Source organism: Pseudoclavibacter sp. VKM Ac-2867 (assembly GCF_015351275.1).
Classification (GTDB): Bacteria; Actinomycetota; Actinomycetes; order Actinomycetales; family Microbacteriaceae; genus Pseudoclavibacter.
Map to the genome: position 1 here is coordinate 161,075 of NZ_JADKSL010000006.1, position 21,538 is coordinate 182,612.

Here is a 21,538-nt window from a genome sequence, read left to right on the forward strand (position 1 = left end):
TATGACTCTCTCCGATGCCCCACTCGATGCACATGACCAGGAACAGGCGCTCCTCCGAGCGGTGGAGGACCGCTTTCCGACCACGATCGCGCGGCTAGCCGGGCTTGTCCGCATTCCATCGGTGTCCTGGGATGCCTTCGACCGAGTCCACGTGCGACGCAGTGCAGAGCGCACCGCAGAGCTGCTCCGCGAGACGGGGGTGTTCGAAACCGTGGACATCGACGGCGTCGAGACCGCCGACGGCTATGCCGGGCAGCCCGCGGTGATCGCAACGAGGCCGGCGGAGCCCGGCCAGCCGACGGTTCTGCTCTACGCGCACCACGACGTCCAACCGCAGGGCAGCGCCGACGACTGGCGCACTCCGCCGTTTGAGCCGACGCTTCGCGATGGCCGCCTGTACGGCCGCGGTGCCAGCGACGACAAGGCCGGGGTCATGACCCACATCGCGGCTGTCGAGGCGCTCAGCGCGGCGACGTCCGGTCGGCCGAAGATCGGCATCTCGGTCTTCATCGAGGGGGAGGAGGAGAACGGCTCGCGGAGCTTCGCCGACTTCCTCGAGAAGCACAAGGCGGCTCTCGGTGCTGACGCCATCATCGTCGCGGACAGCGACAACCCCTCGACGAGCGTCCCCGGCCTGACCGTCTCTCTGCGCGGCAACGTGACGATGAAGGTGACCGTGCGAACGCTCGGCCATGCCTCGCACTCCGGAATGCTCGGGGGAGCGGTCCCGGATGCGATGCTCGCGACCGTCAGGCTGCTCGATTCCCTCTGGGACGAGCGCGGAGCCGTCGCGGTCTCCGGGCTCGTCTCGCGTGCCGACGGACCCTCCGGGGGCGACGAGTCCGACGTGCGCCGTGACGCGGAACTGCTCGAGGGAGTCACCACTATCGGCGCCGGCACCGTCCATGACCGACTCTGGAACCAGCCCGCGATCACGATCACGGGCATCGACGCGCCGAGCGTCGATGAGGCCTCGAACACGCTCCTCCCAGCGGTCTCCGTGCGGCTGTCCGCGCGCATCGCCCCGGGCGACGACGCCGCACGCGCGTTCGAGGCCATCGAACGGCACCTTCGCGAGCATGCGCCCTTCGGGGCGCACATCGAGATCACCCAGCCCGACCTGGGGCAGCCGTTCCTCGTCGACACGGCGGGACCAGCCGTCGGTCTCATGAAGAGGGCGATGGAGGACGGATGGGGCGCCCAGCCAGCGGAGACGGGCATCGGCGGATCGATCCCCTTCATCGCGGCACTCGCCGAGGTGTACCCGGAGGCGGAGATCCTGGTGACCGGAGTCGAGGATCCGGCGACGATGGCGCACAGCCCGAACGAGTCGCAGGACCTCGGAGTCCTCCGCCGGGCGATCTCAGCAGAGGCACTGTTCCTGCACCGCTTCGCTCGCGTCGACGAGGACATCCGGTGATGCGATTCCTGCGTGGGAGGAATATCCTTGGCTCACACGCCGTTATCGACGTGAAGAGCGCGGGAGCAGGTCGTCCCGCCGAGCAGCACGAGGAGAATCAATGAGCGCAGTTCTTGAAGGCATCACCGTGAGCGAGGCCACGCACTCCGTGACCCTCACGCAGGCGGCCCTGGACAAGATCAAGAACCTCATCGGCCAGGAGAGCGAAGGCGGACTCCGCCTCCGCATCGCCGTGCAGCCTGGCGGCTGCTCCGGGCTGATCTACCAGCTGTTCTTTGACGAGCGCATCCTCGATGGCGACGCGACCGTCGACTTCGACGGTGTGGAAGTCATCGTCGATCCGATGAGCGTCCCCTACCTTGACAGCGCGAAGATCGACTTCGAAGACACGATCCAGAAGCAGGGCTTCACGATCGACAACCCGAGCGCGCAGGGATCCTGTGCCTGTGGCGACTCCTTCCACTGATGCGACACGCGGGGCAGCGTCCCGCGACACACCCGAAACGGCGTGGTCTTTGACCGCGCCGTTTCGTCGTCTCCGCGCGCCCCGAGTCGTTCGCCCGCGAGATTCCCACTAGACTGACAGCAACCTGTATGCGTCACCTCGAAAGGTTTGCCGTGCGAGACACCCGCCGCGTGAAGTGGTTCGCCGCTCCGATTGCAGCAGCCCTGATTCTGATTCTGGCTGGCTGCACGTCGCAAGAACTACGGGGCTACATGCCCGGTGACCCCGGCGTCACCAACCATTCCGACGCCTTTACGAACTTCTGGGTCAACTCCTGGATCATTCTGCTTGTCGTGGGCGGCATCACCTGGGGGCTCATCATCTGGGCATCCGTGATGTACCGCCGCCGCAAGGGCGAAAAGGGTCTGCCAGCGCAGCTGCGCTACCACATGCCCATCGAGATCCTCTTCACCGTGGTCCCGATCATCCTCGTCGCCGGCTTCTTCGCCTTCACGGTGCGAGAGGAGGCCCCCGTCGTCTCGAACTTCGCCGAAGAAGAGCAGGACGTGAAGATCGAGGTCTATGGCAAGCAGTGGGCATGGGACTTCAACTACCTGCCGACCAGCAACACCGCTTACGACTCCGGCGTCTACTACGAGGGCATCCAGGCGCAGGAAGACCGCGAGCCGTCTGTCGACGGCGAGCGAGGAGCTGCGACCGGAACCATCGACGAGGCAGCGCTGCCCAAGCTCGTCCTCCCGGTCGGCGCAAACGTCACGCTGGACATCAAGTCGCGCGACGTCATCCACTCCTTCTGGGTCGTCGACTTCCACTACAAGATCGACAACATCCCCGGCCACACCAACACCATGTCGTTCGTGCCAGAACGTGAAGGCACCTACATGGGCAAGTGCGCCGAGCTGTGCGGCGAGTACCACTCGATGATGCTCTTCCAGGTCGAGGTCGTCTCGCAGGCCGAGTACAACGCCTACATCGCCGAGCTGCGCGCGGCGGGCAACGTCGGCGCCCACGGCGACGACTACAACCGCAACCAGAACCTTCCGGGCACTGATGTTCCCGAGTTCAACCACGAGTCGGAATAGGGGCGACGAAAATGACGTCAACGCTGAACCGTCCAGGCATCACCCCGGTCTCTGAGGCGACCACGGCTCCGAGCCGCTCTGTCGAGCGCAAGGGCAACGTCCTCGTCACCTGGATCACCTCGACGGACCACAAGACCATCGGGTACATGTACCTGATCTCGAGCTTTGTCTGGTTCTGCATCGGCGGAGTCATGGCATTGGTCATCCGCACCCAGCTCTTCGAGCCGGGCATGGAGATCATCGACACCAAAGAGCAGTACAACCAGCTGTTCACGATGCACGGCACGATCATGCTGCTCATGTTCGGAACGCCGCTCTTCTCCGGCTTCGCGAACGTGCTCGTGCCCCTGCAGATCGGCACGGCCGACGTCGCGTTCCCGCGACTGAACGCGTTCGCCTTCTGGCTCTTCACCTTCGGCGCGCTCATCGCGGTCGGTGGCTTCCTCACGCCGGGAGGTGCGGCATCCTTCGGCTGGACGGCCTACGTCCCCTTGTCGACGATGACCTATTCACCGGGAGTCGGAGGCAACCTCTGGGTTGCCGGGCTCGCGGCGACAGGATTCGCGACGATCTTCGGAGCCGTGAACTTCATCACGACGATCATCACGATGCGCGCACCTGGCATGACGATGTGGCGCATGCCGATCTTCACCTGGAACGCGATGATCACGTCGATCCTCGTGCTCTTCGCCTTCCCCGTGCTCGCGGCCGCCTGGTTCGGTCTGCTGATGGACCGCGTGTTCCTGACGCACATCTATGACGTCGAGGCCGGGGGAGCGATCCTCTACCAGCACCTGTTCTGGTTCTTCGGCCACCCAGAGGTCTACGTCCTCGCGCTGCCGTTCTTCGGCATCGTGTCCGAGATCTTCCCGGCCTTCAGCCGAAAACCGATCTTCGGCTACAAGACCCTCGTCTACGCGACGATCGCCATCGCGGCACTCTCCGCCTCCGTGTGGGCTCACCACATGTACGTGACGGGTACTGTGCTCCTGCCGTTCTTCGCGCTCATGACGATGCTCATCGCCGTGCCGACGGGCGTGAAGATCTTCAACTGGCTGGGTACGCTCTGGCGTGGCTCGGTCACGTTCGAGACCCCGATGCTGTTCTCGCTCGGCTTCCTCGTCACCTTCGTCTTCGGTGGTCTGACGGGCGTCATCCTGGCTTCGCCCATGCTCGACTTCCACGTGTCTGACACGTACTTCGTCGTGGCGCACTTCCATTACGTGATCTTCGGAACGATCGTCTTCGCCATGTTCGCCGGCTTCTTCTTCTGGTGGCCGAAGTGGACGGGGAAGATGCTCAACGAGCGCCTCGGCAAGATCCAGTTCTGGCTGCTGTTCATCGGCTTCCACATGACGTTCCTCATCCAGCACTGGCTTGGCGTCATGGGCATGCCGCGTCGATACGCGACGTACCAGCCCGAAGACAACTTCACGTGGATGAACCAGCTCTCGACGTTCGGTGCCTTCGTGCTCGCGATCTCGCTGCTGCCGTTCTTCCTGAACGTCTTCATCACGGCCCGCAACGCACCGAAGGTGACCGTCGACGACCCGTGGGGCTACGGCTCCTCGCTCGAGTGGGCGACCAGCTGCCCGCCGCCGCGTCACAACTTCACGTCCATCCCGCGCATCCGCTCGGAGCGTCCGGCGTTCGACCTCAACCACCCCGAGGTCGCACCGCACGGCTACCGCGACCTGACGCCAGTCAACGACAAGATCGGAGAACGAGAGTGAAGACCTCCGCACGCCTCCTCTGGGTCCTCGCCGTCTTCTACGCGGTCGTGACCGTCGTCTACACCCTCTGGACTCACGCGGCCCTCGGCCACTACGAGTGGGTCGGCATCGTGGCGCTGGCGCTGTCGGGTATCTTCGTCGCCTTCGTCGCCTTCTACCTCGGCAGCTCGGCGAAGCCGTTCCGAGTGCACGTCCTTCCCGAGGACAGGCTCGACGGCGAGATCGCTGACGCTGATCCTGAGCTCGGCTTCTTCCCGCCGCAGAGCTGGTGGCCGTTCGTGCTGGCCCTTGCCGTCGGGCTGATCTTCCTCGGCCTGTCGATCGGCGGATGGTGGTTCGCGTACTTCGCGGCACCGCTGTTCATCATCGCCATCGTCGGCTGGGTGTTCGAGTACTACCGCGGACGCTACGCCCACTAGGCGCCGTTTGCAGGCTTCCGGCCCGTCCCTCGTAAGAGGGGCGGGCCTTTTGCCGTCCCTGCTGCAGCGACCAACTCAGCCCAGGCCGACCGCACCCGCGCCGACCGCACAGGCGGCGACCGCACCCGCGGCGACCGCACAGGCGGCGACCGCACCCGCGGCGACCGCACCCGCGGCGACCGCACCCGCGGCGACCGCACCCGCGGCGACCGCACCCGCGGCGACCGCACCGACCGCACCGACCGCACCCGCGCCGACCGCACCCGCGCCGACCGCACCCGCGCCGACCGCACCCGCGCCGACCGCACCCGCGCCGGGTGCCTCACGGTCACGTGCTGCCGTGCCGGGAACTGCACTCTGCTGAGTGAGAGGCTCTCGCGGCGTCCTGACAAGTCCGACGGCGGCTGGACAGTCCCAACGGCGCCGCGATCACCCGTGACGTTGCCCTGACAACCCCACGTTGCCCTGTGACGCTCCTGGACTCGAAGGTTTGTGTTCGTGCTCCAGGGGAGGGGTTGAGGCCCCAGCACGCGCAGAAGGAGCACGCGCACGTTGGGCCTCGAGACTTCTCCCTCTGCCTCTGCCTCTCTCTGCCGGACGCCGCTCACCCGATGCCCGCTGGGGCGCAGTCGGCGCAAGAGTGCCCGTCCTGGGTCCGATGCCGCGGGCCCGCATCCGGTGCGCGCCAAGCGTGGGCAGTGCAGTGGATATGGCGGGCTCCCTCCCGTCTCGAGTCCAGGAGGTCGCGGAAGTGGGCCGAGCCCGTGCAGGGTCTCCGTGCCGGTCGCGGCGCGGGCTCCTGCTGCGTTCGTACTGTCTTCAGGCCGTTCCTGATGAAATCTGGGGGCGCTCTGGGGCGCTCCTGGGGGCAGGACAGCGACTCGAGTGGCGGGGAACTCGCGGCGGGAATTCGGCAACGCTGACGGCTCCTGCTCGTTCCCGCGTCTCCTGGCTTCTTCGTTCCCTCGTGCGACTTCGCGTGCGGGCGACTCGTCTGCGAGTTGCCGATGGCGAGTACGCAACAGCGCTCCACGAGATCTCGTCCCGGTCGAGAGTCCTGAAGTGTGGGAACAGCCTCCGTGGTCTCCCGTGCGTGCCACCCAGGACTTCACGGAGGAGTGGCCCGAGTACAAGAAGAGGGGCTGTCAGTCCGCTGAAGCGGAACTGACAGCCCCTCTTGCGCCCGAAGGCTCAGGGAGTTGCTACGACCTAGTGGTGGCCGTGGTGTGCCTGCTCGATCTCCGTCTTCGTGACGGGTTCGACGCGGTCCTCGAAGAACCAGCGCGACATTGCGGCGCGCAGGCGCATGGGAGCCGTGATCTTGCCGTCCTCGTTCGGACGAAGCATGATCGGGGCCTGCTCGTTGTAGGACACCAGCTCCCACCGGTCGTACTTGTCGAGCGGAACCTCGACCTCGACGAACTCGCCGTGGGGGAGCCGCAGGACACGACCCGACTCGACACCGTGCAGCGCAAGCGAACGATCGCGCTTCTGGAGTCCGAGGCAGATCCGCTTCGTCGCGATGTACGCGATGACCGGTCCGAGGAACAGCATCACCTGCAGGAAGTGGATGACGTGCTCCATGGCGAGGTGGAAGTGCGTCGCCATGAGGTCGGAGCTCGCGGCGGCCCACATGACGGCGTAGAAGGTCACGCCAGCAGCGCCGATTGCGGTACGGGTGGGAGCGTTGCGCGGGCGGTCGAGCAGGTGGTGCTCGCGCTTGTCACCGGTGATCCATGCCTCGATGAAGGGGTAGACGACAACCAGCACGATGAAGATTCCGATGAGGATCAGCGGGGTCAGGATCGCGAACGACCACGTGTGGTTGAACCAGTACACCTCCCAGCCGGGCGGGATGAGTCGCAGCATGCCGTCGGCGAATCCGATGTACCAGTCGGGCTGGGTACCGGCGGAGACGGGGGACGGGTCGTACGGTCCGTAGTTCCAGACCGGGTTGATCGAGAAGAACGACGCGATGAGGAAGATGAGGCCGAAGATCAGGAAGAAGAATCCGCCTGCCTTGCCAGCGAACACCGGGAGGACCGGGTTTCCAACGACGTTGCCGTTCGTTCGGCCGGGTCCGGGCCACTGCGTGTGCTTGTTGATCACCATGAGCGCCAGGTGCAACGCGATGAACAGGATGACCATCGCGGGCAGGATCATGATGTGCAGCGAATAGAGGCGTCCGACAATCTCGGTGCCTGGGAACTCGCCGCCGAAGAACAGGAAGGAGACCCAGGTTCCGACGAGCGGAATGCCCTTCATGATTCCGTCGATGATGCGCAGGCCGTTGCCGGAGAGCAGGTCATCGGGGAGCGAGTAGCCGGTGAAGCCCTCTGCCATCGCGAGGATGAAGAGCACGAAGCCGACGACCCAGTTGAGCTCGCGGGGCTTGCGGAACGCTCCGGTGAAGAAGACGCGCAGCATGTGGAGCCCGATGGACGCCACGAACAGCAGCGCTGCCCAGTGGTGCACCTGGCGCATGAGCAGTCCGCCGCGGATGTCGAAGGAGATGTCGAGCGTCGACGCCATGGCGGCCGACATGCCCATGCCCTTGAGCGGGAGGTAGGAACCTTCGTACTCGACGTGGGCCATCGACGGGTCGAAGAAGAACGTCAGGAAGGTTCCGGAGAGCAGGATGACGACGAAGCTGTAGAGCGCGATCTCACCGAGCATGAAGGACCAGTGGTCCGGGAAGATCTTGCGCCCGAACTCCTTGACCGCACCGGAGATGGTGGTGCGCTCGTCGAGATAGTTGGCTGCGCCGGCGATGAACCCGCCCTCGCGTACCGGAGCTTTATACGTTGTAGTCATGGCGTCGCTCCCAGAAGCTCGGTCCGACAGGTTCGGTGAAGTCGCTCTGCGCGATGAGGTAGCCCTCGTCGTCGACAGCGATCGGCAGCTGCGGGAGCGGGCGTCCCGCCGGTCCGAAGATGACCTCGCAGTGGTTCTTGACGTCGAACTGCGACTGGTGGCAGGGGCAGAGCAGGTGGTGCGTCTGCTGCTCGTAGAGAGCGACCGGGCAACCGACGTGCGTGCAGACCTTGGAGTAGGCGACGATTCCGTCGTAGGACCATCCAGCGCGGTCCTCGCGCTCGTTGAGCTGGTCAGCAGGCAAGCGCATGAGCAGGACAACCGCCTTGGCCTTCTCCTCGAGCAGGTGATGCTCGAGATCGATCAGGCCGTCGGGGATGACGTGGAAGGCAGATCCGTAGGTGACGTCCGCAGCGCGGATCGGCGTTCCCGTGGGGTCGCGGACGAGGCGGGTTCCCTCTTCCCACATGGTGTGGGAGAGCGACTCGACCGGGTCCGGGTTGTTGCCGTTGTAGAGGTCGCGGAAGAGCACGATGCCAGGAAGCGGCATGGCGACAAGAGCTCCGATGAGGGAGTTGCGGAACAGCTTGCGGCGGCTGAAGCCTGACTCCTCGTTCGCCTGCGCGAAGACCTCGACCGCTCGCGAGCGAGTGGCGGGGGAGCCCTTGCCCGGGTGGCGGGCCTCAGCCATCTCGTGGTCGGCCATGAGGTACTTGGACCAGGCGACCGTACCGATGCCGATGGCGAGCATCGCAAGCGCGATGCCGATGCCGAGGAACATGTTGTTCAGGCGGACGGTGGAGATGTCCTCGCGGCTGATCGGCCACACGAAGTAGGCGACGACAGCGAAGATGCTGGCGAGTGCCGAGAACACGAACAGCGCAACGAGGAGGCGCTCCGTGCGCTTCGCCTGCGCGGGGTCCGCGTCTGTGATCCGGTCGCGGTGCGCCGGCATGCCAGGGTTCTCGAAGCCGTCCTTGGGAAGGATCGCGGTCCCGATGTGAGGCGCCCGCTCCGACGAAGGAGCAGTGCGAAGCTCTCCGCCGTGTTCGCCATCAGCCATGGTGATCCCTTTCTGGGTGTGTCTGTTCAGCTGCAGTAAGTCGTTTGGACCCGTGCCGGGTTTCTTCCGGCACTAGTTCGGTCGAGTGGCGATCCAGACCGCCATCGCGACGCCTGCGCCGATTCCGAAGATCCAGATGAAGAGGCCCTCGGAGACTGGACCAAGCGATCCGAGGCTGTTGCCGCCGATCGTGCCGGTGACCTCGGTCTGCCAGCGAATCGCCGTGATGATGTCGGCCTTGTCCTGAGGGGTGAGGTTCGCGTCGTTGAAGACGGGCATGTTCTGCGGGCCCGTGATCATCGCCTCGTAGAGGTGGACGGGCTCGACCGTCATGAGCTCGGGCGCGAACTTACCCTCGGTGAGGGCACCGCCCGCACCTGCGACGTTGTGGCACATAGCGCAGTTGATGCGGAACAGCTCTGCTCCACGGGCTGCGTCGCCGTCGGCCTGCAAGTACTTCTCGTCGGGCACGGCGGGGCCGGGGGCCAGCGATGCGATGTAGTCACCGAGGTCGGAGATGCCCTGCTCGTCGAACTGGACGGGCTTGGCAGGGGCCTGGGCAGCGTTGGCCTGCATGGGCATGCGGCCGGTACCGACCTGGAAGTCCACGGCAGCCGCGCCGACGCCGATGAGGCTCGGGCCGTTCTCGGTGCCCGCGGCGTTCATGCCGTGACACGTCGCGCAGTTTGCGCCGAAGAGCGCAGCGCCGTTCTCGATGTCGGCGGCGCTGGCAGGGGCCACGTCCTCGGCTGCAGCAGCCGTGGTTGCCGTGTCGATCGCGGTGTACGCGCCACCGGTCAGCAGGAGTCCTGCGCCGAGGAGGGCTGCGGTGGCGAGGGGGGTGCGGCGGCGAGCCGTCTTGCGGGTCGCCGTCTTCGCAGTCCGTGGTTTGGTCGTTCGGAACATTGGTGTGTTCTCCAGGATCGGGCTACGAGAAGTAGGGCAGCAGGTAGATGACGAAGAAGAGCGCAACCCAGACCACGTCGACGAAGTGCCAGTAGTAGGAGATGCCCAGCGCGCTGCTGACCTCGCGAGTTCCCATGCGGCGGGCAGAGTACATGCGGCCGATCACGAGGAGGAACGTGACGAGTCCGCCAGTCACGTGCAGGCCGTGGAAGCCGGTCGTCATGTAGAAGGCGCTCGTGAACGCGTTCAGGTTGAGGACGTAGCCCTCGCTGACGAAGGTGGCGTACTCCCAGACCTGACCGGCGACGAAGATGCCTCCGAGCAGGACGGTGAGGTAGAACCACTCGATCGCCCCCCAGTTCTTGGGGCTCTTGCCGGTGGCGCGGGCCTGCTCGCGCTCAGCCGCGAACGTGCCGAACTGGCACGTGAACGATGAGCTGACGAGGATCAGCGTGTTGATGGTGGCGAAGGGCACGTTCAGCGCACTGTGGCCTTCGGCGAACTGCTCTGGCGCCATTGAGCGCAGAGTGAAGAAGATCGCGAAGAGCCCAGCGAAGAACATCACCTCACTACCGAGCCAAACGATGACGCCGATGGCAGTCGTATTGGGGCGATGGACCGTGTGCACGGCCTGAGCGGTGGTTGCAGCAGTCACCTGACCATTATGACCGATTTCCCAGGTTCCCGAGACAACGCACGGCTGACCGGCGGGTCGCGTCCGATTAGGTGTGCCTGGGTGGTGGACGGCTATCGTTTCCTGCATGACATCGACCGAGACCTGGCCCGGATTGCTCGAGAAGCTCCTTGGCGGTGATGACCTCAGCGTCGCACAGGCCACTTGGGCCATGCGCCAGGTCATGAGCGGCGAGGTCAGCGAAGCGCGTCTCGCAGCGTTCCTGGTCGCCCTCCGCGCCAAGGGCGAGACGGTCGAGGAGGTCGTCGGGTTCCGCGACGCGATCCTCGAGCACGCCGTCCCGCTCGAGGTTCCTCCTCTGGCGCTGGACATCGTCGGCACCGGCGGCGACATGGTCGGGACGGTGAACGTCTCCACGATGGCGTCGATGGTCTGCGCCGGTGCGGGTGTCCCCGTCGTGAAGCACGGGGGTGGCGCGTCGAGCGCGAAGTCCGGTTCGAGCGACGTGCTCTCGGCGCTTGGCGCAGTCCACACGGCTGACCCTGTTCGAGTGGGACGGATCTTCGAGGAGGTCGGACTCACTTTCGTCTATGCCACGCAGTTCCACCCGGGGTTCCGCCATGCCAAGAAAGTGCGTGGTGAGCTCGGAGTTCCCACGGTCTTCAACCTGCTCGGCCCTCTCACGAATCCTGCTCGACCCGAGGCGTCCGCCGTCGGGGTCGCCCGCCAGGCAGCCATCCCGCTCATCACCGGGGTCTTCCGCACCCGCGGCGCCACCGCTCTGGTCTTCCGGGGCGACGATGGCCTCGACGAGCTGAGCGTCACCGGCTACAGCCACATCTGGGAGGTTTCGAACGGGGCGATCACCGAACACGATCTGCACCCACGGGATGTCGGCCTCGGCACCTACGACATGCGGGAGCTCCTCGGCGGTCTGCCAGAGGAGAACGCGGCCATCGCCCGCGCTGTGCTTTCTGGGAAGCAGCACGGTGCTGTCCGAGACATCGTGCTGCTCAACGCGGCGGCGGGCCTCGTGGCCTACGACCTCGCGGTGACGCCTGAAGCGGCGGAGCGGCCGCTCCGGGAGCGCCTCGCGGCGCGCATCGCCGACGCGGCCACCAGCATCGACTCCGGCCGCGCGATCGCAACGCTGGATGCGTGGGTGGCAGCGACGCGCTCCGCGTGAAGCCAGTCGCCGATCGGCGCAGCGGGATGGCAAGGTGAGCGACTCGCCGCCGCCGCGCCAGGACGGACCGAGGCCCTCAGCAGGAAACTGCTCAGGGCCTCGGTCGTCGGGAAGTGCGCAGGCGCGCTACTTGACGTCCTCGTCAACCCAGTCGAGGGTCTTCGAGACGGCCTTCTTCCAGTTCCGGTAGAGACGCTCGCGCTCTTCCTCCGGCATCTGCGGCGTCCAGCGCTTGTCTTCCTGCCAGTTGGCGGACACCTCGTCAAGGTCCTTCCAGAACCCGACTGCGAGCCCAGCGGCGTAGGCCGCGCCGAGGGCGGTCGTCTCCGTGACGACGGGGCGCACGACATCCGTGTTCAGGATGTCCGCCTGGAACTGCATGAGCGTGTCGTTCGCGACCATGCCGCCATCGACCTTCAGCTCCGCGAGGGGCACGCCGGAGTCCGCGTTGGATGCCTCGAGGACGTCGCGGGTCTGGTACGCCGTGGATTCGAGGGCCGCGCGCGCGATGTGGTTCTTGTTCACGAAGCGCGTGAGGCCGACGATGGCGCCGCGTGCGTCCGGTCGCCAATACGGGGCGAAGAGTCCGGAGAACGCCGGGACGATGTAGGTGCCGCCGTTGTCCTCGACCTTGCTCGCCAGCTCTTCGATCTCCGGAGCCGAGTTGATGAGGCCCAGGTTGTCGCGCAGCCACTGCACGAGCGACCCGGTCACGGCGATCGAGCCTTCGAGCGCGTAGACGGGAGCCGCGTCGCCGAGCTTGTAGCAGAGCGTCGTGAGGAGTCCGTTCTCGGACTTCACGATCTTCTCGCCCGTGTTGTAGATGAGGAACGATCCGGTGCCGTACGTGTTCTTCGCCTCTCCTGAGGAGAAGGCCGTCTGGCCGAACGTCGCCGCCTGCTGGTCACCGAGGATGCCGGAGATGGGAACCTCGCGCAGCAGCGACTGCGTGCTGGCGTGGCCGTACACCTCGGAGGACGACTTGATCTCAGGGAGCATCGATGCGGGAACCCCGAATGCGTCGAGGATCGACTGGTCCCAGGCGAGCGTCTCGAGGTCCATGAAGAGCGTGCGGGAGGCATTCGTGACGTCGGTGACATGGACGCCTCCGTTGACGCCGCCGGTGAGGTTCCAGAGCACCCAGCTGTCAGTCGTGCCGAAGATCAGGTCGCCTGCCTCGGCGCGCTCCCGTGCACCCTCGACGTTCTCCAGGATCCAGACGATCTTCGTTCCGGAGAAGTAGGTGGCGAGGGGGAGTCCGACGGTGTCCTTGAATCGCTCGACGCCACCCTCGGCCGCGAGCCGATCGACGATGGGCTGCGTGCGCGTGTCCTGCCACACGATGGCGTTGTAGACGGGTTCCCCGGTGGTCTTGTCCCAGACGACGGCTGTCTCGCGCTGGTTCGTGATGCCGATCGTCGCGATGTCGTGCCTCGTGATGTTCGCCTTCGAGAGGGCCTGCCCGATGACCTCGCGCGTGTTGTTCCAGATCTCCTTGGGGTCGTGCTCGACCCAGCCGGCCTTCGGGAAGATCTGCTCGTGCTCGAGCTGTCCCGTGGACACGATCGACCCGGAGTGGTCGAAGACGATGGCTCGCGAGGAGGTGGTTCCCTGGTCGATGGCGATGACGTACTTGCTCACGGAGTGACTCCCTTGTCAGAGGTGGTGATGTGCCAGCGGTGAAAAACACGATGCGGGACTGGCGCGAGCATCGCTGGTGGTGTCCTGCAGACAGTTTCGGGGCCGGAACTGTGAAGACTCCGGCCCAGAAAGCGTCGAGGTTGCCCTGTGGGTGCTAGGCGCCGAAGGCGGAAGCTGCGGCAGGAAGGATCGCTGTGCCGACGAGGCCAGCGAGGACACCGCCGATGATCGGTCCGACGATCGGAACCCAGGAGTAGCTCCAGTCGCTGCCGCCCTTGCCCTTGATGGGAAGGAAGGCGTGCGCGAGGCGCGGCCCGAGGTCGCGGGCTGGGTTGATGGCGTAGCCGGTCGGGCCACCGAGGCTCGCACCGATGGCCACCACGACGATCGCGACGGCGAGCGGTGCGAGGTTTCCGAGGCTGCCCATGTCGGGTGCCGTCGAGTCAGTGTTCGCCATCGAGAAGGCCGGGAAGTTCTGGAATGCGATGACGGCGAGGACCAGGACGAAGGTCGCGATGATCTCCGTCACGGTGTTCCAGCCGAGGCTGCGCTTGGCCGGACCCGTCGCGAAGACCGCGAGCTTCGAACCAGCGTCCGGTTCGTCGTCGAAGTGGAGCTTGTAGGCGAGCCAGACGACGACGGCACCGAGGATGGCGCCGATGAGCTGAGCGACGATGCGCAGCCCGACTTCGGCGACGTCCACGGAGCCGCCGGTGACGACGGTGTTGGCCGCGAGTCCCAGCGTCACTGCTGGGTTGAGGTGGCCGCCTGATGCCGCTGACGAGAGCACGCCGATGAAGACGGCGAAGCCCCAGCCGAAGTTGATGAGAAGCCAGCCGCCGCCATTGCCCTTCGTGTCTTTGAGGACGACGTTGGCGACGACACCGCAACCGAGGAGGACGAGCACTGCGGTGCCCACCAGCTCGGCCAAGAAGATCGATCCTAGATCCACGGGATTGCCTTTCTGGGAAGTTCGATACGGGGCGAGCCCGTGCCGCGATTGAGCGGTTCTTCACCCTAGGCACAGGAACAACTCTGACGTGCGTGTTACGAGCGAATTTCCCGAATTGTGACCCGCCGTCGGCACTAGGCTGAGCGTGGCTGCAATGCTGCTGCCGAAATCTCGTCGAGAGGATGATCGTGAAGAAGCTGATCAACGATCCGAAGGACGTTGTCAAGGAAGCGCTCGAGGGTATGGCGCTGGCCCACGCGGATATTCTGCGGGTGGCGCCGGAGCCCGCATTCCTCGTGCGAAACGATGCACCTGTGGAGGGCAAGGTCGGGATCGTCTCCGGCGGCGGCTCCGGGCACGAGCCAATGCACGGCGGGCTGGTCGGCTACGGAATGCTCGACGCTGCAGTGCCAGGGCCGGTCTTCACCTCCCCGACGCCTGACCCCATCCTCGAGGCCACGAAGGCCGTGGACGCCGGTCGGGGTGTGCTCCACATCGTCAAGAACTACACCGGCGACGTCCTGAACTTCGAGACGGCCTCCGACCTTGCGCTGGCTGAGGACATCGAGGTGCGGACGGTCCTCGTGGACGACGACGTCGCCGTGAAGGACTCGCTCTACACCGCCGGTCGGCGGGGAGTCGCTGGAACGGTGCTGGTGGAGAAGGTCGCCGGGGCAGCGGCAGAGCGCGGAGACGACCTCGACACCGTCGCAGACCTCGCGACCAGGGTCAACGCGAACACGAGGTCCATGGGCGTCGCCCTCTCGGCCTGCACCGTGCCGCACGCTGGCGAGCCGAGCTTCGACCTCGCCGAGGATGAGATCGAGATCGGGATCGGCATTCACGGAGAGCCGGGCCGCGCGAGAATCGCGATCGAGCCTGCCGATGCGATTGTCGACCGTCTGCTCACCCCGATTCTCGAGGATCTGCCATTCGCCTCCGGCGATAACGTGCTGCTGTTTGTCAATGGAATGGGCGGCACCCCAGAAATCGAGCTCTACATCGTGTTCCGTCGCGCCGCACAGGTGCTGAAGGAACACGGAATTACGGTAACCAGGCACCTCGTCGGGAACTTCACGACATCACTCGAGATGCAAGGATGCTCGATCAGCGTTCTCAGACTCGACGACGAACTCACGGCATTGTGGGATGCACCGGTGCACACAGCGGCACTTCGGTGGGGAAGGTAGAACATGACACTCGACGGAAACTGGGCGAGGCGCTGGGTGGAGCTCTCCGCCACCTCGATGGCCGAGAACCGCACTGAGCTCATCCATCTGGATCGCAACATCGGCGATGGAGACCACGGGGAGAACATGGATCGCGGATTCCAGGCCGCGCTCGGGAAGCTCTCCTCGCTCGACGCGGATGCCACGCCAGCCGACGTGCTGAAGCTGCTCGCGACGACGCTGATCTCCACGGTCGGCGGAGCGGCCGGACCGCTGTACGGGACGGCTTTCCTGAAGGGTGCTGTAGCGCTCAAGGGCAAGCCCGAGCTGGAGCCCGGGGACGTGGCTGCCTTCGTCGAGGCGGCCTCGGCAGGGCTGCAGCAGCGTGGCAAGGCACAGCCGGGGGACAAGACCATGGTCGACGCCTGGGCTCCCGCCGCTTCCGCCGCGAGCAAGGCGGCCGCCGCTGGCGACGACGGCGTCGCGGTGCTCCGCGCCGCGGCGTTCGCGGCCGTAGAGGGTGCGGCCGCGACGGAGCCACTCGTCGCCAGGAAGGGCCGAGCGAGCTACCTGGGCGAACGAAGCGCCGGGCACCGAGATCCGGGCGCGCAGTCGACCGCCTACCTTCTTGGCGCGGCTGTCGAGGCGGCTTCATGACAGTCGGCATCGTCGTCGTGTCACACTCTGCCCGGATCGCGGAGGGCCTCGTCGAGCTTGCAGGACAGATGGCCGAGGACGTGACGATCGTCGCTGCTGGCGGCACCGAGGACGGCCGCATCGGCACGAGCTTCGAGCTGATCGAACGCGCCGTCGCGACAGCGCAGTCGGGAGAGGGAGTTGCCGTCTTCACCGACCTCGGCTCCGCTGTCCTCACCGCCGAGACGGTGCTCGAGATGCTCGACGATGACGCCGGGGACGTGCGCCTGGTGGATGCGCCGCTCGTGGAAGGCACCGTCGCTGCCGCCGTCGCCGCGGCCGGAGGGGCTTCGCTGGAGGCCGTGTCGCAAGCGGGGGAGTCGGCCTGGCAGAGGGACGGCGGCGAGCAGGATGCGCCAGGAAACGGGGTGACGGCACCGTCGGCTGAGGACGAGGCCGCGGCTCCTCGCGTGAGCACCAAGGTCGAGATCGTCAACGAGCAGGGGCTCCACGCACGGCCAGCGGCCCAGCTGGTATCGGCGGCAGGGAAGTTCGATGCGCAGATCACGATCGGCGGGGCCGACGCGGAGAGCCTGCTCCGGATCATCTCCCTCGGGGCCTCGAAGGGGCAGGAGATCGAGGTCTCGGCAACGGGCGCGGAGGCCGAGCGGGCCGTATCCGAGATCGCGGCGCTCATCAGCTCCGGCTTCGGAGAAGCCTGATCTCCGTCGGAATGCAGGCTGAGGCGCCGCCGCGCCGGAGAGGTCTCCGCGCCGCGGTGTCTCAGCCTTCGGTAGAATCAACGCGAGGCGGCGGGACACCCCGCCGCACGCGGCCACCAGGGAGCTCACCGTCATGACCGTCTTCATCATCATCGGAGCGATCGGCCTGGGGCTTCTGGTCTTCTCGCTCTTCTTCGGGGAAGTCCTCGACGTCGATGCTGGCGGGCTGCTCTCAGTTCCCGGCCTGGCCGTCGCGCTCGTCGTCTTCGGCGCCTCGGGCGCCATCACCGACAGCATGGGCCTGCCGCAGTTCTGGGCCTACATCGTCGCGATCGTCATCGGCCTCATCGCCTACGTCGGTTCGTCGCTGCTCGTGCGCAACCTGTCGAGAAGCAGCGACGGCGTGCCCCGGGACGTCACGGGAGACACCGGCACGGCGATGTCCAAGATCACGATCTCAAGCGGAGAGGTCGCGCTCGATGGGTCCCACGAGATCGAGCGACGCCTCGCGTTCGCCGACGGTGAGATCGAGCAGGGCGCGCGCATCCGCGTCGTGCAGCACCTCGGTTCGCGCGTCAAAGTCGAACGCGAATCCATCTGATCGGGAGACGCCCAGCTGGCCGACTCCCTGCGCCGTCGGGCGCCTCATGACCACAGCATGACCACCCACGACCTCCACGACAGGAAATCGACCATATGGACTTGATAACTGCCAACGTCACTGTGATCGGCGTCATCGCGATCATCATCGCGCTGCTCGCCCTCGGAGTGTTCATCGCGTCGCGCATCCGACGCGTCCCGCCGAACGAGGCGCTCATCATCGTCGGTCGCGGCGCCGGCCAGAAGGCGCAGAGCGACATGACGGGGCAGCGCGTCGTCATCGGCGGCCGCACCTTCGTGTGGCCCATCCTGCAGCAGGGCTTCGCCCTCTCGCTCGAGCAGCGTCAGATCGGAATCCAGGTCGAGGGTGTCGACAAGAACCGCATCAAGATCGCCATCAAGGCATCCATCAACTTCAAGGTGTCCGGCACCGAGGAAGGCGTTCGCCGCGCGGCCCAGCGCTTCCTCGACCAGCAGGAGGCCCTCACGGACATCATCCGCGAGTCGCTCGAGGGCTCGCTGCGCTCCATCGTCGGCGACATGACGATCGAGCAGATCATCTCCGACCGCAAGAGCCTCTCCGACCGAGTCGTGTCGGAGACGAAGGCCGACCTCATCGAGCAGGGCCTGCAGGTCGACCTCCTCAACATCTCCGACATCTCGACCCCCGGTAGCGACTACCTGCAGAACCTCGGCCGTTCCGAGTCCGCTCGTGCGCGCCAGGTCGCAGAGGTCAGCGAGGCTGAGGCTGCTCGGGTCTCCGAGTTCGCCAAGATCGAGGCATCCGAGCGCATCGCGGAACGTGAGAAGGAACTCCGACTGCGCCAGGCGTCGATCAAGGCCGAGACCGACCGAGCGAACGCCGAGGCCGAAGCGGCCGGTCAGTTCGCTCGCGCCGAGCAGGACCGGCTCGTCGCCCAGCAGGAGCGCGAGGCGCTCATCGAGCAGGCTCTCGTGACTCAGGAGCGACTCGACATCGAGATCCGCAAGCCCGCCGAGGCCGACGCCTACGCGAAGGTCCAGCAGGCCAACGCCATCCGCGACACCGAGAACGCGGCTACCGACGCCGAGGTCTACAAGCGCACACGCACGGCAGAGGCCAACAAGGTCGCCGCCGTCCAGGACGCCGAGGCCGCCGCCGCCGCCGTGCGGTACTCCGGTGAAGCCGACCGTGACCGCCAGATCGCGCTCGCAGCGGGTATCCGCGCCGAGGGTGACGCTCGCGCCGCTGCGATCCAGGCTGAGGGTCTCGCCGAGGCTGCCGCGACGGACGCCAAGGCGCAGGCGCTGCAGAAGTACGGCGAGGCTGCCATCGCGCAGGAGATCATCTCCCGCCTCCCGGAGATCGTCCGCGCCGCGGCCGACCCGATTAGCAACATCGAGAAGCTCACCGTCATCTCGACGGACGGCGCCAGTGCCGTCACGAAGACGGTCGGCTCCGTGCTGGGCGAGGGCACCGAGGTGCTCAAGACCCTCACGGGCATCGACCTGCAGCAGCTGGTCGGCTCGTTCTCCAAGCAGGGCGGCATGAACCCGACCGGCGCGACGAGCGATACGACTCCCGGGGTCTGACCGACCGCGAGACACGCAGCACCGTTTCCGAGACGGGGCGGCCCCACCGGGCCGCCCCGTCTCGTCGTCTGCGGCGGCTACACTGACCCGCGTGAGCGCCGCCCCCCTCGAAGATTCCCCGTCGATCTCCCTCGCCGCGTTCCGGCCCAGCCAGCGCGAGGTGCTCAGCCGACTCGTCCCGACGCTCGTGGCTGTTGGCCTCGTCATGTTCTTCGGCTATGCGCTGCTCACCGAGGTCGGTCGAGTGCAGCTCGATCAGCGCGGCTTCCTGCCGCTGCTCCTCGGCTGGCTGGCGATGCTCCTGCTGTGCATCCTCGGTGCAGTCGCGGCGCTCGCCGCTGAGCGGGGAGTGTCGACCGGGCTGCGTTCGTACACGCGCCGGCGGGTGCTGCCGCTCGCGATCGGCCATTCGATCCTCGCCGCAGCCGGTGCGACATTCTGCAGCTTCTGGATTTCCGGCGGCGCTTACGACCTGCTCACGGTCATGACGTGCACCTTCGTGCTCACGCTCCTGTTCACGGCGTCCGTGCTGGTGCCCGCATACCTGACCGGTTTCGCGAAGGCGGAGGCCGACCGCTCCTAGAGCAGCACCTGCGGGGAGATCTCAACCGTCTGCTCGGGGGGAAGCCCGAACTGCGCGGCCGGCGAAGAGGCTCCGCGGGACATGAGTACGAAGAGCTTGGCGCGCCACGTGGCCATGCCGCTGGCGTGGCCCGGCCGGAGGGCGATCCGAGACAGGAAGAAGATCGCGCTCTCGTTGTCGAACTGCGAAACGGTGCCCGCGAGGCGTGCGTCCCGGAGTGAGAGGGGAACGTCGCGGCGGTCGAGGAACCCGTACGTCAGGGTGATGTGCACGAGGCCCTCCGGGGCCGGCCCGATGTCGTCGATGGTGCAGCGCCGACGTTCCGGGATGTGGGGCACGTCCGCGGTCGCGACTCGGACGAGCAGCACGTGCTCGTGGAGCGCGTGGTTGACGCGAGTGTTGAGCCGAAGCGCCAGGGGAGCGGTGCGTGCCCCGCCGTGCGGGTAGACGGCCCACCCAGGCACGCGGGTCGGCTGGTCCAGGAGCAGGCGGCGCATGAGCTCCTGCAGTGTGCCCTCGAGGCGCTCCCGTCGTCCGGTGACGATCTCGCGACCGCGTTTCCAGGTGAGCATGGTCAGGATGAGGGCACCAGCCAGGACGAGCGGGAGCCAGCCACCGGCAAAGAACTTCACGAGTCCCGACACGAAGAAGGCGAGCTCGAGGACGACGATGGGGACCGTCACGATGAGGACTCGGTACCAGGGCCACTCCCACACGAGGCGGAGGTACACGATGAACAGCGAGGAGGTGAGCAGGAACGTGGTGGTGACCGCCAGGCCGTAGGCGGCCGCCAGGTTCTCCGAGTTCCGGAACCCGAGGACGACGCCGATGATCAGCACGAGCAGGAGCAGCGAGACGACCGGGATGTAGATCTGCCCGATGGACGCGCGGGACGTGTGCTTGACCGTGAGATTCGGGAGGAAGCCGAGCCGCATGGCCTGCCTCGCGACAGAGAAGGTGCCGGAGATGACGGACTGGGACGCGATGACCGTCGCGAGCGTCGCGAGGCCGATGAGGGGGAACACGGCCCAGGTTGGTGCCATCCGGAAGAACGGGTTGTCGATGGCCAACGGATCCTCGATGACGAGGGCGCCCTGCCCGAGGTAGCAGATCGTCAAAGCCGGGAAGACGACGAAGAGCCACGCCTTCGAGATGGGGGAGCGGCCGAAGTGGCCGAGGTCCGCGTAGAGCGCCTCCGCTCCGGTGACGGCCAGCACGACAGCGCCGAGGGCGACGCCCGCGATGAGCGGTTCGCCGATGATGAAGGCGATGGCGTGGTGCGGGGAGAAGGCCGCCAGGATCTCGGGATGCGCCAGGATGTGGGGGATGCCGAGGCACGCGAGGGTGATGAACCAGATCAGCATGATCGGCCCGAAGAGGCGACCGATGCCACCCGTGCCGAAGCGCTGCAGCGCGAAGAGCCCGACGAGCACGGCCAGCGCGATGGGGACGACGAGCGCCTCGGTGCCGGGAAGCGCGATCTCCAGTCCCTCGACCGCGGAGAGCACAGAGACCGCCGGGGTGATGACGCTGTCCCCGAAGAACAGGGCGGCGCCGATGATGCCGACGAGGGTCGTCGCGGCCATGGCGCGCCGGGACCCGCGGAGTCGGCGCCCGATCAGGGTCGAGAGCGCAAGGATGCCGCCCTCGCCCTCGTGATCGGCCCTGAGCACGAAGAGGACGTACTTGACGGTCACGAGCAACGTCACGGCCCAGATGATGAGCGAGATGAGTCCGTACACGTGCGCGATGCTGGGCTGCACGACACCGTCATGCTCCGAGAACACCGCCCGCAGCGCGTACAGGGGGCTCGTGCCGATGTCGCCGAAGACGATGCCGATGGCGGCGACGCCGACCGCCGAGCGGGCGAGGAGGGTGCCGCTTGTGCGGTGGTGAGAGGCGGCGGCGGCCTCGGGTCGCGCAGTGCGCAGATCGTGCAT

Annotated in this window: 19 protein-coding genes; 12 read left to right on the forward strand and 7 right to left on the reverse strand. The window is 66.4% G+C overall.

Annotated features, from left to right (window positions below; all coding sequences use genetic code 11):
- Position 1: 1 nt before the first annotated feature.
- The 5 genes from ITJ67_RS08100 to ITJ67_RS08120 all read left to right on the forward strand — a co-directional run bounded on the left by ITJ67_RS08100 (position 2) and on the right by ITJ67_RS08120 (position 5,120).
- Positions 2 to 1,420: a dipeptidase gene (locus ITJ67_RS08100; RefSeq protein ID WP_194677285.1), complete on the forward strand. Its 1,419-nt coding sequence runs from the start codon at positions 2 to 4 to the stop codon at positions 1,418 to 1,420.
- 100 nt (positions 1,421 to 1,520) lie between these two features.
- Positions 1,521 to 1,886 carry a HesB/IscA family protein gene (locus ITJ67_RS08105; RefSeq protein WP_104241155.1) on the forward strand — a complete coding sequence of 122 codons (366 nt, stop codon included), beginning with the start codon at positions 1,521 to 1,523 and terminating at the stop codon, positions 1,884 to 1,886.
- 128 nt (positions 1,887 to 2,014) lie between these two features.
- The gene (coxB, locus tag ITJ67_RS08110; protein ID WP_104241156.1) at positions 2,015 to 2,968 is read left to right on the forward strand and encodes a cytochrome c oxidase subunit II; all 954 of its coding nucleotides are present in this window, start codon (positions 2,015 to 2,017) and stop codon (positions 2,966 to 2,968) included.
- Between the two features lie 11 nt (positions 2,969 to 2,979).
- Positions 2,980 to 4,701, forward strand: coding sequence for a cytochrome c oxidase subunit I (gene ctaD, locus ITJ67_RS08115; RefSeq protein WP_104241157.1), 1,722 nt, complete (start codon positions 2,980 to 2,982; stop codon positions 4,699 to 4,701).
- The gene (locus ITJ67_RS08120) at positions 4,698 to 5,120 is read left to right on the forward strand and encodes a cytochrome c oxidase subunit 4 (protein WP_104241158.1); all 423 of its coding nucleotides are present in this window, start codon (positions 4,698 to 4,700) and stop codon (positions 5,118 to 5,120) included. Before ctaD ends, ITJ67_RS08120 begins: the two co-directional genes overlap by 4 nt.
- A gap of 1,209 nt (positions 5,121 to 6,329) precedes the next feature.
- Here the strand turns inward: ITJ67_RS08120 and ITJ67_RS08125 are convergent.
- The 4 genes from ITJ67_RS08125 to ITJ67_RS08140 form a co-directional block, all read right to left on the reverse strand.
- A complete protein-coding gene (locus ITJ67_RS08125; protein ID WP_104331154.1) occupies positions 6,330 to 7,934 on the reverse strand; it encodes a cytochrome b in 1,605 nt (534 codons plus the stop codon).
- The gene (locus tag ITJ67_RS08130) at positions 7,918 to 8,997 is read right to left on the reverse strand and encodes a ubiquinol-cytochrome c reductase iron-sulfur subunit (protein WP_104241161.1); all 1,080 of its coding nucleotides are present in this window, start codon (positions 8,995 to 8,997) and stop codon (positions 7,918 to 7,920) included. The genes ITJ67_RS08125 and ITJ67_RS08130 overlap by 17 nt, the downstream gene beginning before the upstream one ends.
- Positions 8,998 to 9,069: 72 nt before the next feature.
- Entirely contained in the window at positions 9,070 to 9,903 is an 834-nt protein-coding gene (locus ITJ67_RS08135) for a c-type cytochrome (RefSeq protein WP_104241162.1), read from the reverse strand.
- A gap of 22 nt (positions 9,904 to 9,925) precedes the next feature.
- On the reverse strand, positions 9,926 to 10,558 hold the full coding sequence (locus ITJ67_RS08140; protein WP_236558405.1) for a cytochrome c oxidase subunit 3: 633 nt from the start codon (positions 10,556 to 10,558) through the stop codon (positions 9,926 to 9,928).
- A 106-nt stretch (positions 10,559 to 10,664) separates the two neighbouring features.
- Between ITJ67_RS08140 and trpD the strand changes: the two genes are divergently transcribed.
- Entirely contained in the window at positions 10,665 to 11,723 is a 1,059-nt protein-coding gene (gene trpD / locus ITJ67_RS08145) for an anthranilate phosphoribosyltransferase (RefSeq protein WP_194677286.1), read from the forward strand.
- A gap of 126 nt (positions 11,724 to 11,849) precedes the next feature.
- Here the strand turns inward: trpD and glpK are convergent, their stop codons facing one another.
- Positions 11,850 to 13,364 carry a glycerol kinase GlpK gene (gene glpK, locus ITJ67_RS08150; protein WP_160071701.1) on the reverse strand — a complete coding sequence of 505 codons (1,515 nt, stop codon included), beginning with the start codon at positions 13,362 to 13,364 and terminating at the stop codon, positions 11,850 to 11,852.
- Positions 13,365 to 13,518: 154 nt separating this feature from the next.
- Positions 13,519 to 14,316 carry an MIP/aquaporin family protein gene (locus ITJ67_RS08155; protein WP_104241166.1) on the reverse strand — a complete coding sequence of 266 codons (798 nt, stop codon included), beginning with the start codon at positions 14,314 to 14,316 and terminating at the stop codon, positions 13,519 to 13,521.
- 188 nt (positions 14,317 to 14,504) lie between these two features.
- Between ITJ67_RS08155 and dhaK the strand changes: the two genes are divergently transcribed.
- The 6 genes from dhaK to ITJ67_RS08185 all read left to right on the forward strand — a co-directional run bounded on the left by dhaK (position 14,505) and on the right by ITJ67_RS08185 (position 19,598).
- Positions 14,505 to 15,506 (forward strand): dihydroxyacetone kinase subunit DhaK, encoded by a 1,002-nt coding sequence (dhaK, locus tag ITJ67_RS08160; protein WP_194677287.1) that lies wholly within the window; start codon positions 14,505 to 14,507, stop codon positions 15,504 to 15,506.
- Positions 15,507 to 15,509: 3 nt separating this feature from the next.
- On the forward strand, positions 15,510 to 16,142 hold the full coding sequence (dhaL, locus tag ITJ67_RS08165; protein WP_160071702.1) for a dihydroxyacetone kinase subunit DhaL: 633 nt from the start codon (positions 15,510 to 15,512) through the stop codon (positions 16,140 to 16,142).
- On the forward strand, positions 16,139 to 16,843 hold the full coding sequence (gene dhaM / locus ITJ67_RS08170) for a dihydroxyacetone kinase phosphoryl donor subunit DhaM (protein ID WP_160071703.1): 705 nt from the start codon (positions 16,139 to 16,141) through the stop codon (positions 16,841 to 16,843). The genes dhaL and dhaM overlap by 4 nt, the downstream gene beginning before the upstream one ends.
- Before the next feature lie 133 nt (positions 16,844 to 16,976).
- On the forward strand, positions 16,977 to 17,444 hold the full coding sequence (locus ITJ67_RS08175) for an NfeD family protein (protein WP_104241169.1): 468 nt from the start codon (positions 16,977 to 16,979) through the stop codon (positions 17,442 to 17,444).
- Between the two features lie 95 nt (positions 17,445 to 17,539).
- Entirely contained in the window at positions 17,540 to 19,015 is a 1,476-nt protein-coding gene (locus tag ITJ67_RS08180; RefSeq protein ID WP_104241170.1) for a flotillin family protein, read from the forward strand.
- A 91-nt stretch (positions 19,016 to 19,106) separates the two neighbouring features.
- Positions 19,107 to 19,598 (forward strand): hypothetical protein, encoded by a 492-nt coding sequence (locus ITJ67_RS08185; protein WP_194677288.1) that lies wholly within the window; start codon positions 19,107 to 19,109, stop codon positions 19,596 to 19,598.
- Here ITJ67_RS08185 and ITJ67_RS08190 read toward each other — a convergent pair.
- Positions 19,595 to 21,538, reverse strand: a complete 1,944-nt coding sequence (locus ITJ67_RS08190) for a potassium transporter Kup (RefSeq protein WP_194677289.1) — start codon at positions 21,536 to 21,538, stop codon at positions 19,595 to 19,597. The genes ITJ67_RS08185 and ITJ67_RS08190 overlap by 4 nt on opposite strands.